The following is a 12,511-nucleotide window of genomic DNA, read 5'->3' as shown; positions in this document are numbered from 1 at the left end:
TCTGCAGTGGCGCCGGGCAAATAGGATCAGACGATCTGCCACCATACGCACCCTCCCCCACCGAAAGCAAACCGATCCCTCATCACCCCACAGACCCGCAGGTCAGCAGAGTGAAGGTCAATCGGCCCACGCATCGGCAGGACGGCAGGACAAGTGCGCATACCGGCGAGGAAACACGGGAGAAGCCGCTACACCGGCGCCCCCGCCTCCGGCGCCGGCTCCCGCCGCGCCAACTGGGGCTCCGGCGGCTCGTCCGCCGGCGAGGACGGCTCCGCGACCGTCGGCTCCGGTGTGACCGACGGCTCCGGTGGCGGGGGTGCGGGCTCCGGGTCCGACGGCCGGCTCGGCTCCGGCGGATCGGGCCGGCCGTCGGGCGCCGTCGGCTCCGTCGGCCTGCCCGGCCGCCCGGTGTCGTCCGGCGCCGGACCGCTCACCCCCGCGGAGGGCGACGCCTCGGCCGAGGCCGACGCCCTCGCCCTGCCCTTCTCACGCTTGACCTTCCCTCCCTGGCCCGCACGGCCCCCGCGCTCGCCCTCAACCACCGCGCCGCCCTGGCCGTCCGCACCTCCCGGCCCCGGCGGCAGCCCTCCGTCGGGCGCCGCGCCACCCGGCCGGCCCTCGGAATGCGACGGCTTGGCGGCCCCGCCCGTCCCGTCCTCACCGACACTCATACAACCGGCGGCGGCGACGACGGCCACGACGGTGGCGGCCAGGCGGACGGGTACGTACAAGGGGCGCACGAGGCCACCTCCGGTTGCGATGCTGGGTCGACGTGTCCAACTCCCGCCGCCCGCAGGAGGACACGCCGACAACGCACCAGTGACAGACCGGTGACCTACCCGTAGCCAAGGGCGTGCAGTCGGGCGTCGTCGATCCCGAAGTGATGCGCGATCTCGTGCACCACCGTGATCTCCGCCTCCGCGACGACGTCCTCCCGGGACTCGCACATCCGCAGGGTCGGGCCCCGGTAGACGGTGATCCGGTCCGGCAGCACGCCGGCGTACCACTCGCCCCGCTCCGTCAACGGAGTTCCCTCGTACAGCCCCAGCAGCTCGGGATCGTCCGCCGGGGGCTCGTCCTCGACGAACACCGCGACGTTGTCCATCAGCCTCGTCAGCTCCGGCGGAATCCGGTCGAGCGCCTCGGCCACCAGCTCCTCGAACTCCCCACGCGTCATCTCCAGCACACCGCCATTGTCAGCCATGACCCGTCCGTACGAGCGCTGTCGGACACACCGCATATCGAGTGCTCCGTATGGGCATACGGGATCAATGGTCCGCGTCCCCTCCGCAGTCAGGAACCTCCGACACCACTTCCCCGGGGTCCCGCGCGCCCTCGGTCGCCGCCGCCGCTCCCGCCGCCCAACCCCTCCGACGACCACCCCGCTCGTCCCCCGCCCCCACCCCTGGAAGCGGCTCCTGGGACTCATCGCCGTCGTTCTGCTGGGCGCCTGGCTCGGCCTGCTGGTCGTGGGCGACGTCCGGGTCCCGGTCGGCCCCATGGACACGACCATGACCCTGCGCCCCTCCCTCACCGGCGGCACGAAGATCAACGTCTCTCCTCTGGGCGCCCTCGAACTCGACAGCCACAACGCCCCCGTCCGCCTCGACGTCAACGTCGACCAGCTCGACCCCGCCCGCTCCCAGGCCCTCGTCGACCACCCCGAACGCCTCTCCGGGCTCCAGGACGAAGTCACCCAGGACATCGCCCGCGGCACCGCCGACCTCGCCGTACGCTCCGTCGTCGCCGTCGTCACCGGCGCCACCGCGCTCGGCCTCATCGTCTACCGCCGACCCCGCCGCGCCCTGGCCGCGGGCGGCCTCGCCCTCACCCTGCTGGCCACGTCCGGCGGCACCGCGTACGCCACCTGGAACCCGGACTCCGTCCTCGAACCGAAGTTCTCCGGGCTGCTCTCCTCCGCGCCGTCCCTGGTCGGCAACGCCCGCAGCATCGTCACCGAGTTCGACGTCTACCAAAAAGAGCTGGCCCGCCTGGTCACGAACGTGACGAAGCTCTACGACGCCACCTCCACGCTCCCCGCCTACCAGCCCGACCCGACCACCATCCGGGTCCTGCACGTCTCCGACATCCACCTCAACCCCGCGAGCTGGGCGATCATCGCCTCGCTCGTCGAGCAGTACCAGGTGGACGTCATCGTCGACTCCGGCGACACCATGGACCACGGCACCGCCGCCGAGAACGGCTTCCTCGACCCCGTCGAGGATCTCGGCGCCCCCTATGTCTGGGTCCGCGGCAACCACGATTCCCTGGTCACCCAGCGCTATCTGGAAGGCCTCAAGAACGTCCACGTCCTGGACGAGGGCCGGGCCGAAAGCATCGCGGGCCTGCGCTTCGCCGGCATCGGCGACCCCCAGTTCACCCCGGACCGGTCCAAGAAACCCGGAGCCGAGCAGTCCCAGGAACTCGCCGGCGCCCGCCTCGCCTCCGCCCTGCGCGACCAGAAGGCGGCCGGCACCCCGGTCGACGTGGCCCTCGCCCATGAACCGTCGGCGGCCCGCGAGGTCGACGGAACGGTGCCCCTCGTCCTGGCCGGGCACATCCACCGCCAGAAGACGGAGGTCATGAAGTACGGCACCCGACTCCGCACCGAAGGCTCCACCGGCGGCAGCGGCCTGCGGGCGGTCGAGGGCGAACACCCCGACCCGATCGAGACCTCGATCCTCTACTTCGACCGCGACACACGCCGCCTCCAGGCCTGGGACGCGATCAAGCTGGGCGGCCTGGGTCTCACGACAGCGGAGGTCAGCCGCCACCTCCCGGAGGAGAACCAGCCGGGCGCGACACCGTCACCGACGCCTTCTCCATCGGCGGAGGGCCAACATCTTTTTGGTTTGGTCGCACCCGTAAGGCCGTAGTACAGTCTCGTCGTGCCCAAGGGCGCCGGTCAGGGCTCGACCGTCCCGAACCCCATCAGGGGCCAGGGAGAAGCGGAACCTTCCAGGGGAAGCGGAGTCACATGCTTCTCACGTCCTCAGGGGCGTTCTTTGAAGCAGCGGTATCGGTTTGTCCGCCCTCATCGTCTAGCGGCCCAGGACGCCGCCCTTTCAAGGCGGTAGCACGGGTTCGAATCCCGTTGGGGGCACGCAGTACAGTGTGCGACACTTGCTTCGGCAGTACGCACGCACCACATGGTCCTGTGGAGCAGTTAGGAGTGCTCGCCACCCTGTCAAGGTGGAGGCCGCGGGTTCAAATCCCGTCAGGACCGCTGAGGTTTCACATGAAACCTCGTGGCTGGGTAGCTCAGTTGGTACGAGCGATCGCCTGAAAAGCGATAGGTCGCCGGTTCGACCCCGGCCCCAGCCACAACAACACCCCCTCCGGGTTTCCGGAGGGGGTGTTCGCGTGCGCCGCACCGCCAAAACTGTTGGCCACAAAATTCTCGATGATGAGATCCTGGTTCCCGTATGTCCACGCAACCTGTCTCCGCTTCCGCGTCCCCCTCCGACGCCTCCCCTTCCGGCGCAGCCTCTCCCGGCGCCCCCTCCTTCGGCGCCCTCGCCTCCCGCCTGGCCGAGCTCTCACTGCGCGATGCGCAGCGGCTCGGGCGCAGGCTCGAAGGCGCACGCAAGATCCGCAAGCCGGAGGCCCGGGCCGCCGTGCTCGACGAGATCGCGGCGGAGGTCACGAAGGCCGAGGAGCGGATGGCCGGGCGGCGTGCGCGTGTTCCGGCGATCACGTATCCGGAGCAGTTGCCGGTCAGCCAGAAGAAGGACACGATCGCCGAGGCCATTCGCGATCACCAGGTGGTGATCGTCGCGGGCGAGACGGGTTCCGGCAAGACCACGCAGATTCCGAAGATCTGTATGGAGCTGGGCCGGGGCGTCCGCGGGATGATCGGGCACACACAGCCCCGCCGGATCGCCGCCCGCACGGTGGCGGAGCGTGTCGCCGAGGAGCTGGACACTCCGCTCGGGGAGGCCGTCGGCTGGAAGGTGCGGTTCACCGATCAGGTGAGTCCGGACTCCACCTTCGTGAAGCTGATGACCGACGGCATCCTGCTCGCCGAGATCCAGACGGACCGGGAGCTGCGCGCCTACGACACGATCATCATCGACGAGGCCCACGAGCGGTCGCTGAACATCGACTTCCTGCTGGGGTATCTCGCTCAGCTGCTGCCGCGGCGCCCGGACCTGAAGGTCGTCATCACCTCGGCGACCATCGACCCTGAGCGGTTCTCCCGGCATTTCGGTGATGCTCCGATCATCGAGGTCAGCGGTCGTACGTATCCCGTCGAGGTGCGGTACCGGCCGCTGCTCGAGGAGGACTCGCAGGACGCCGACCGTGACCAGATCACCGCGATCACGGACGCGGTCGAGGAGCTCATGGCCGAGGGACCGGGCGACATCCTGGTCTTCCTCTCCGGTGAGCGGGAGATCCGGGACACGGCGGACGCGCTGACGAAGAAGCAGTACAGGTTCACCGAGGTGCTGCCGCTGTACGCCCGGCTCTCGCACGCCGAGCAGCACCGGGTCTTCCAGCAGCACAGCGGCCGCAGGATCGTTCTCGCGACCAACGTGGCGGAGACGTCACTGACGGTGCCGGGCATCAAGTACGTCATCGACCCGGGCTTCGCCCGTGTCTCCCGGTACAGCCACCGGACCAAGGTGCAGCGGCTGCCGATCGAGCCGGTCTCGCAGGCAAGCGCCAATCAGCGCAAGGGCCGCTGCGGGCGTACGTCGGACGGCATCTGCATCCGGCTGTACAGCGAGGACGACTTCGACGCCCGCCCGGAGTTCACGGACGCGGAGATCCTCCGTACGAACCTGGCGTCGGTCATCCTGCAGATGACGGCGGCGGGCCTGGGCGACATCGAGAAGTTCCCGTTCATCGATCCGCCGGACCACCGGAACATCCGGGACGGCGTGCAGTTGCTGCAGGAGCTCAACGCGCTGGACCCGGCGCAGAAGGACCCCCGCAAGCGGCTGACGGAGACCGGGCGGAAGCTGGCCCAGCTGCCGGTCGACCCGCGGCTGGCGCGCATGGTGCTGGAGGCGGACCGCAACGGCTGTGTCCGCGAGGTGATGGTGATCGCGGCGGCGCTGTCCATCCAGGACCCGCGTGAGCGGCCGTCCGACAAGCAGACCCAGGCGGACCAGCAGCATGCCCGGTTCCGGGACGAGAGCAGCGACTTCCTCGCCTACCTGAACCTGTGGCGCCATGTGCGCGAGCAGCAGAAGGAGCGCGGTTCTTCGTCCTTCCGGCGCATGTGCAAGCAGGAGTATCTGAACTTCCTGCGGATCCGTGAGTGGCAGGACATCTACACGCAGTTGCGCACGGTCGCCAAGCAGATGGGCATCCACCTCAACGAGGAGGACGCGCCCGGGGACCGTATCCATGTCTCGCTGCTCGCGGGTCTGCTCTCCCACATCGGGATGAAGGACGTGAAGGAGTCGAAGGACTCCGGTGCGGCCGGGCGCAAGGACGGCGGCGGGCGCAACGAGTACGTGGGGGCGCGCAACGCCAAGTTCGCGATCTTCCCGGGTTCGGCGTTGTTCAAGAAGCCGCCGCGGTTCGTGATGTCGGCGGAGCTCGTCGAGACGTCCCGGCTGTGGGCCCGGGTCAACGCGAAGATCGAGCCGGAGTGGGTCGAGCCGCTCGCCGGGCACCTGCTGAAGCGCACGTACAGCGAACCGCACTGGGAGAAGGACCAGGCCGCGGTGATGGCGTACGAGAAGGTCACGCTGTACGGCGTCCCGATCGTCGCCCACCGCAAGGTGAACTACGGCCGGATCGACGCCGAGGTGTCGCGCGAGCTGTTCATCCGCCATGCCCTGGTCGAGGGCGACTGGCGCACGCACCACAAGTTCTTCGCGGACAACCGCAGGCTGCTCACCGAGGTCGAGGAGCTGGAGCACCGGGCGCGGCGCCGGAACATCCTCGTCGACGACGAGACCCTGTTCGACTTCTACGACCAGCGGGTTCCCGAGCACGTCGTGTCGGGGGCCCACTTCGACTCGTGGTGGAAGCGCAAGCGGCACGAGCAGCCGGACTTCCTCGACTTCGAGCGCGAGATGCTCATCCGTGAGTCGGCGGAGGCCGTCACCAAGGCCGACTATCCGGATTCCTGGCGGCAGGGTGCCCTCACGTTCCGGGTGACGTACCAGTTCGAGCCGGGTGCGGACGCGGACGGGGTGACGGTCCATGTTCCGCTCCAGGTGCTGAACCAGGTCACGGAGGAGGGCTTCGACTGGCAGATCCCTGGTCTGCGGGAAGAGGTCGTCACGGAGCTGATCCGTTCCCTCCCCAAGCCGATCCGCCGCAACTACGTGCCGGCGCCGAACTACGCGAAGGCGTTCCTGGAGAGAGCGGTGCCCCTCCAGGAACCGCTGACCTCGACCATGGCCCGTGAGCTGAAGCGCATGGTCGGGGTGCCCTTCGAGGCGGACGACTTCGACTGGTCCAAGGTCCCCGACCACTTGAAGGTCACGTTCCGGATCGTCGACGAGCGTCGTCGCAAGCTCGACGAGGACAAGGACCTCGAAGCGCTCCGGCTCCGGCTCAAGCCGAAGGCCCGCAAGGCGCTCTCGCGGGCGGCGGCCGCCACGGCCGAACGCCGGGGTGGCGAGTCCCTGGAGCGTACGGGGCTGACCGACTGGACCGTCGGCACACTGACCCGCGTCTTCGAGACACGGCGGGCCGGTCAGCCGGTGAAGGCGTTCCCGGCACTGGTCGACGACGGCGACACGGTCTCCGTACGGCTCTTCGACACGGAGGCGGAGCAGCAGCCGGCGATGTGGAAGGGCACGCGTCGGCTGATCCTGCGCAACATCCCGGTGAGTCCCGCGAAGTTCGCATCCGAAAAGTTGACGAACCCCCAGAAGCTCGCTCTGTCGGCGAATCCGCACGGCTCGATCCAGGCGCTGTTCGACGACTGCGCGATGGCGGCGGCCGACCGGCTGATCGCGGACTTCGGTGGGCCCGTGTGGGACGAGGAGTCGTACCGCAAGCTGTACGACAAGGTGCGCGCGGAGATCGTGGACACGACCGTCCGTGCGGTGGGTCAGGTGCAGCAGGTACTCGCCGCCTGGCAGGCGTGTGAGCGCCGGCTGAAGAGCGTGCGCAGCCCCGCGCTGCTGGCGAACCTCCAGGATGTGCGGGGGCAGCTGGACGCCCTGGTGAAGCCGGGGTTCGTGACGGAGACGGGGTTGCGGCGGCTGCCGGACCTGATGCGGTATCTGGTGGCCGCGGACCGTCGTCTGCAGCAGATGCCGTCGAACGCCCAGCGGGACACGACCCGCATGGAGAAGGTCCGGGAGATGCGGGACGAGTACGCCTGGCTGCTGGAGCAGATGCCGCAGGGGCGGCCGGTGCCGCAGCAGGTGCTGGACATCCGCTGGATGATCGAGGAGCTCCGGGTCAGCTATTTCGCCCACGCGCTGGGCACGGCGTACCCGGTGTCGGACAAGCGGATCGTGAAGGCGATCGACGCCGCCGTCCCGTGACCGGAGCGGCACGCAGGGTGAATTCGACCAGCGGGCCACGACTCCTGTACAGTCTCTTCTCGCAGCGCAAGACGGTAACCGCGCCGCGAAACCTGGTCCTGTGGAGCAGTTAGGAGTGCTCGCCACCCTGTCAAGGTGGAGGCCGCGGGTTCAAATCCCGTCAGGACCGCATCACGAAGGGGCCCGCACCGTACGGTGCGGGCCCCTTCGGCGTACGGCGACCAAACCAGGACCCAGGACAGAGACCGCGCCCGCTCCCGCTGTCGCGGTGAAGCCCTTCTCACCGGGTTTCGTCGTCACCCTCCCCCGCCCCCCCCTCGCGGCGTTGCCGTTCATCGCTCCGAAGGCCCTCACCGGCGCCGTGAGGGCCTTTCAGGCGGTCCCGCGTGTTTCGATACCCCGCGCCCCGCGCCGAGCGCCTCTGAGGCTTCCCGACGGGACTCCCCGCGCCTTGACGGGGCGACATTCCCCGGGTACCCCGGACAGCAGGGCAGGCCGCTCCCCGTGCGGCTCTCTGGAGGTGGCACATGACCTCATCGGCCAGGCACGAAACGCGGGCGTTGCTCCGCGCGCACCTGTCGGCCGCGTCGTCGTTCGGGGGGCATCTCACCCGCCACTGTCCTGTCTGCCACCGCCTGTTGCGGCTGGCGATGGACTCCGCTCCCCACGACTCCGCCCCCCGCCCCGCCGAACACACGGAATCCACCGGGAGCACCGGGAGCACCGAAGGCACCGAAGGCACCGAGCGGTCACCGGAGCCAGTCGAGGGTGAGGGCGCCGCGACCGCCTAGGGCCTGTCCGGCGGATCACGTCGCAGGAAAGCGACGGCGCCCTCATCAGCTCCGGTGAGCGGGGGCGATGGGGGTGCCCCCGTTCATGGGGGTCCCTCCCGCTCGAGCGAAGCCGAGCGTGGGGGAGCAGCCGAGCGCGGGGGAGAGTGACGACAACGCGGCTGGGGGTCCCCCCTGCTCGAAGAGCTTGGGGGGAGTGCGTGCCGGGCCCCGCGTCTGCGGCATGATCCGCCGGACAGGCCCTAGGACCGCCCGGACCGCCGCCCCGTCCAGCACTCCAGCCACCCAGTTCCCGGACCCCGCCGCCGAGTTGCTCGTCCCGTCCCCGACGCCCGTCCCCTTTAGCGCATATGCCGGTGGCTCAACAACCCAGCCGGTATGTGACGGGTGTCACCGCATGAGTTTTGGAATGTACGGTACTTACTCCCGTCCTACGCCAAGTCAATTTAATATGTGCAATTGCACTACCCTCAGGGGCCCGCACCAGCCTCCGCACAGATGGCCCCACAGTCGCCCCCGGAGTCGGACAAGCTCGCGCACGAAGCACCCGTCCGCCCACCCGGCCGGCCTTTCCGAAGCCGCAACCAGCACCGATCACCGAGCGTTCACGCCGACCGGCCGACGGCCCACCGCACAAAAAAATCGCGCTGGACTCGGCGGAGTCCAGCGCGATCGACGACGCACCCTGTGCAGCTGCCTGAAAAGTTCCGTTCGGCGTGGGAGAGGGGTCTGTTGGGGCAGTCCCCGCGTCGTGTGGAGCTGTGGTTCCGGACGCCTCGACCAGTTGGGGGACCAGCCGGTTCGTCCGGGTTATTCAGTTGTTCAGGCCTCGCTGCGCTGCTGCGGAATGCCCGCGAGCAGGGCGCGGACCTCAGCTTCGCGGTAGCGGCGGTGCCCGCCGAGCGTGCGGATCGACGTGAGCTTGCCGGCCTTCGCCCAACGCGTGACCGTCTTCGGGTCCACGCGGAACATGGTGGCGACCTCAGCCGGGGTCAACAGCGGCTCGGCATCAGGGGTGCGAGCGGTCATGAGCGGCCTCCTCGGGAGAACCGAACCTTCTCGGTTCTTTCCTCTAAATTCTGCACCTTGACCCGCGTTGCCCGAAATGGTGGACGCGGGTCGAGTCGGTTATAGGACGAACGGCTTGTCCTCGGCACTACAACTACACCATCCGTCCAGCCGCGTCGGCCAAACCGATGGAATTGCCCTCCCAGGTGTTCATCAGCCGCGGAAGCCGATGGACCATGCCATAGCGGACAGTCACTCGCTTGTGACGATCAGTCACAGGCGAGATCAGGAGTCACTCGACCCCCCAAAGCGCGCAATGCCGAGATTCCGCCCATAGCCGAGCACAGCAGGACGGAGGAGCCCTCCCGGACTCCTTGTCCTATTTTGGCACGAGGGGGTGCAAGGGGCGCAAGGGCCGCGTACGTGCGGTCCGTCACGCTTGACCCGCTTGGGACATACGCCCGGATCGGCATCTACGTCCGTTGTCGGGTTCGGGTTGACTGAACCTCAGGGCGACGACAAAACCCCAAGAAGGGCGTTTGGTCAAACGCCCGTTCGCCACCTCGGCCGTGCGGCGGGCGTCAGTTGGCCGACCGCAGATCCCGTACGGAACGCCACCGCTCCACCAGTCGCCCGTAGGCCTCCCCCGCGGCCACCCCGTCACCGCGGCGCAGGGCCGCGATCCCCTCGGCCACGTCGGCCGCCGAGTGGTCGTCCTCCAGGGCGCCGGCCGGCAGGGCGTGCACCAGACCGCCGTAGTCCAGCTCGACCAGTGAGCGCGGATGGAACTCCTCCAGCCAGCGCCCGACGTCCACCAGGCCGTCGATCAGCGGCCCTCCGTCCATGGTGTCCTTCAGCGCCCGCAGCCCGCGCGCCACCCGCCGCCGCGCCTCGACCATGGGCGTCCGGTAGCGCAGTACGGGAGCCCGGGTGGAGCCCTCGTCGGCGGAGCCCTTGTCGTACTCTCGCTCCTCGTCCGAGACCAGTACGAACCAGTTGATCGGCACCTGCCAGGTCGCCGTGCGGATCCACGGCCGGGCGTCCGGGTGGGCGGTCAGCCAGCGCTCGTAGTCCTCGGCGGCCTGGCGCCGCACGAACGGGGGCAGGAGCGCGTCCAGGACCGGCAGGGGAAATTCCTCGGCGAGTTCGCCCAGGGCCTGCCAGCCGCGCAGCCGGGTGCGCCAGGGGCAGACGCAGACCACTCCGTCGACCTCCAGCACGAACGCGTCGTCGCTCTCCCGCACCGGAACCGGGACCGGCGGGGTGGGCACGAGGTCGGCCAGGGCCCGGCGGAGTTCGTCCTGGTAGGAGGGGAGGTCGGTACGGCGGGCATAACGGGCCCAGTGGCCGCGCTCCGGCTCCGGGAAGGCGGCCAGCGGTTCGTACACGCGCAGATAGGTCGCGTAGGGGACGACCACCGAGGAGACCTTGGGCACGCCTGCTCCCTCCCCCGCGCACCGGCGCGAAAACCTGCGGGCCCGCTCACGCGCGCGCGGGCGACGCGGACGCACGGGCAATCCAGGCAAATGGTCGCACGGCGACACCCCGGGGGTGACCACGAGAACGTGATCCTGGACACGGCGCCGCTCTCGGGCACGGCAGGGCCTAACCTCGTGCTCACAGCCTCCGCAGGCTCCCCCATCGCCACAAGCGGCGGGGGAGTTTTCGGGATCTGCCTCCACCCGCCGCTACTTACTCAGGAGTCACCACCGTGACCGACGTATCTGACGGCGTCCTGCACACCCTGTTCCGTTCGGACCAGGGCGGTCACGAGCAAGTCGTGCTCTGCCAGGACCGTGCAAGTGGCCTCAAGGCCGTCATCGCCCTCCACTCCACCGCCCTGGGCCCCGCCCTCGGCGGCACGCGCTTCTACCCGTACGCGACCGAGGAGCAGGCCGTCGCCGACGCGCTGAACCTCGCCCGCGGGATGTCGTACAAGAACGCCATGGCCGGTCTCGACCACGGCGGCGGCAAGGCGGTGATCATCGGGGATCCCGAGACGGTCAAGACCGAGGAGCTGCTGCTCGCCTACGGCCGGTTCGTCGCCTCACTGGGCGGCCGGTACGTCACCGCCTGTGACGTCGGCACCTACGTCGCGGACATGGACGTGGTGGCCCGCGAGTGCCGCTGGACCACGGGCCGCTCCCCGGAGAACGGCGGCGCGGGCGACTCCTCGGTACTCACCTCCTTCGGCGTCTACCAGGGCATGCGGGCCGCCGCCCAGCACCTGTGGGGCGACCCCTCGCTGCGCGACCGCAAGGTCGGCATCGCGGGCGTCGGCAAGGTCGGCCACCACCTGGTGGAACACCTGCTCAAGGAGGGCGCGGAGGTCCTGGTCACCGACGTGCGCGAGGACGCCGTGCGGCGGGTCCTGGACCGGCACCCGCAGGGCGTCACGGCCGTCGCCGACACCGAGGCGCTGATCCGGACCGAGGGGCTGGACGTGTACGCCCCCTGCGCGCTGGGTGGTGCGCTGAACGACGACAGCGTGTCGGTGCTGACCGCCGAGGTGGTCTGCGGCGCCGCCAACAACCAGCTCGCCCATCCGGGCGTGGAGAAGGACCTCGCCGACCGCGGGATCCTCTACGCGCCGGACTACGTGGTGAACGCCGGCGGCGTCATCCAGGTCGCCGACGAGCTGCACGGCTTCGACTTCGACCGGTGCAGAGCGAAGGCGGCGAAGATCTTCGACACCACGCTCGCGATCTTCGCACGTGCGAAGTCCGACGGGATTCCGCCGGCCGCGGCGGCCGACCGGATCGCCGAGCAGCGGATGGCGGAGGCCCGCGCGGCGCGCTGAGGCGGGCCACGAAGACGCAAGCGGAAGCACCGACGGAAACGCAGCCGGAAACTCAGCAGGAACTCAGGCGGAAACGTAGATCAAGACCGTAGACAGGAACGCAGATGCGGGACGGGGGTGGGGGCGGACCGGTGGGTCCGCCCCCACCCCCGTCCGGACGCTGTTCGTACGTTTGGCCGGTACCCGCGGCGGGGTACTTCGAGAGAACTCTCACTTCTTCCGGCGGGTCGGCCCTCGACAAGTGCTTGAAATCGCAGTTGACCTGCGAGAACAGGGCGCCGTAAGGGTCACGGAAGGGGGCACGTCATGCGGGCGACGTACCGTATGGGCGTGGGCTCAGGTACCGTGGGAGCCCTACGGACCGGCCTCTCCACGGAGAGTCCGTTCCGGACTATGAACGCGTGTCAAGACTCTGGGGCCGTCGAGCCCCGTCGTTGAGGGGGTCGAGC

At 69.4% G+C, this 12,511-nt stretch carries 8 protein-coding genes and 4 tRNA genes; 8 read left to right on the top strand and 4 right to left on the bottom strand.

Annotated elements, in window-relative coordinates:
* Nucleotides 1-188: 188 nt before the first annotated feature.
* On the bottom strand, nt 189-740 hold the full coding sequence (locus JL475_RS04220; protein ID WP_202275330.1) for a hypothetical protein: 552 nt from the start codon (nt 738-740) through the stop codon (nt 189-191).
* 95 nt (nt 741-835) lie between these two features.
* Nucleotides 836-1,186: a metallopeptidase family protein gene (locus JL475_RS04215; RefSeq protein WP_055574943.1), complete on the bottom strand. Its 351-nt coding sequence runs from the start codon at nt 1,184-1,186 to the stop codon at nt 836-838.
* A gap of 85 nt (nt 1,187-1,271) precedes the next feature.
* Between JL475_RS04215 and JL475_RS04210 the strand changes: the two genes are divergently transcribed.
* The 7 genes from JL475_RS04210 (at nt 1,272) to JL475_RS39770 (ending at nt 8,254) form a co-directional block, all read left to right on the top strand.
* Nucleotides 1,272-2,876 carry a metallophosphoesterase gene (locus JL475_RS04210; protein WP_202275329.1) on the top strand — a complete coding sequence of 535 codons (1,605 nt, stop codon included), beginning with the start codon at nt 1,272-1,274 and terminating at the stop codon, nt 2,874-2,876.
* Nucleotides 2,877-3,030: 154 nt separating this feature from the next.
* A tRNA-Glu gene (locus JL475_RS04205) sits at nt 3,031-3,103 on the top strand.
* Nucleotides 3,104-3,151: 48 nt separating this feature from the next.
* Nucleotides 3,152-3,226 (top strand) — tRNA-Asp (locus JL475_RS04200).
* Nucleotides 3,227-3,250: 24 nt separating this feature from the next.
* Nucleotides 3,251-3,324: transfer RNA gene (locus tag JL475_RS04195), tRNA-Phe, on the top strand.
* Nucleotides 3,325-3,425: 101 nt separating this feature from the next.
* Complete coding sequence (gene hrpA / locus JL475_RS04190) at nt 3,426-7,463, top strand: ATP-dependent RNA helicase HrpA (protein ID WP_202275327.1); 4,038 nt, start codon at nt 3,426-3,428, stop codon at nt 7,461-7,463.
* A 94-nt stretch (nt 7,464-7,557) separates the two neighbouring features.
* Nucleotides 7,558-7,632 (top strand) — tRNA-Asp (locus JL475_RS04185).
* A gap of 358 nt (nt 7,633-7,990) precedes the next feature.
* The gene (locus JL475_RS39770) at nt 7,991-8,254 is read left to right on the top strand and encodes a DUF6274 family protein (RefSeq protein WP_237406073.1); all 264 of its coding nucleotides are present in this window, start codon (nt 7,991-7,993) and stop codon (nt 8,252-8,254) included.
* An 822-nt stretch (nt 8,255-9,076) separates the two neighbouring features.
* Here the strand turns inward: JL475_RS39770 and bldC are convergent.
* The gene (gene bldC / locus JL475_RS04180; protein ID WP_003949541.1) at nt 9,077-9,283 is read right to left on the bottom strand and encodes a developmental transcriptional regulator BldC; all 207 of its coding nucleotides are present in this window, start codon (nt 9,281-9,283) and stop codon (nt 9,077-9,079) included.
* A gap of 560 nt (nt 9,284-9,843) precedes the next feature.
* Nucleotides 9,844-10,698, bottom strand: coding sequence for a hypothetical protein (locus tag JL475_RS04175; protein WP_202275325.1), 855 nt, complete (start codon nt 10,696-10,698; stop codon nt 9,844-9,846).
* A 275-nt stretch (nt 10,699-10,973) separates the two neighbouring features.
* Between JL475_RS04175 and JL475_RS04170 the strand changes: the two genes are divergently transcribed.
* Nucleotides 10,974-12,062: a Glu/Leu/Phe/Val dehydrogenase dimerization domain-containing protein gene (locus tag JL475_RS04170; RefSeq protein ID WP_202275323.1), complete on the top strand. Its 1,089-nt coding sequence runs from the start codon at nt 10,974-10,976 to the stop codon at nt 12,060-12,062.
* Nucleotides 12,063-12,511 lie beyond the last annotated feature (449 nt).

Origin of the sequence: Streptomyces sp. M2CJ-2 (genome assembly GCF_016757295.1) — a bacterium.
GTDB lineage: Bacteria > Actinomycetota > Actinomycetes > Streptomycetales > Streptomycetaceae > Streptomyces.
Note: the sequence above shows the minus strand (reverse complement) of the source record. Positions and strands in the feature narration are given on the sequence as shown.

Coding starts and splice junctions, on each gene's coding strand:
- hrpA (WP_202275327.1), top strand. CDS start 3,426: ATGTCCACGCAACCTGTCTCCGCTTCCGCGTCCCCCTCCGACGCCTCC.
- bldC (WP_003949541.1), bottom strand. CDS start 9,283: ATGACCGCTCGCACCCCTGATGCCGAGCCGCTGTTGACCCCGGCTGAG.
- JL475_RS04210 (WP_202275329.1), top strand. CDS start 1,272: ATGGTCCGCGTCCCCTCCGCAGTCAGGAACCTCCGACACCACTTCCCC.
- JL475_RS39770 (WP_237406073.1), top strand. CDS start 7,991: ATGACCTCATCGGCCAGGCACGAAACGCGGGCGTTGCTCCGCGCGCAC.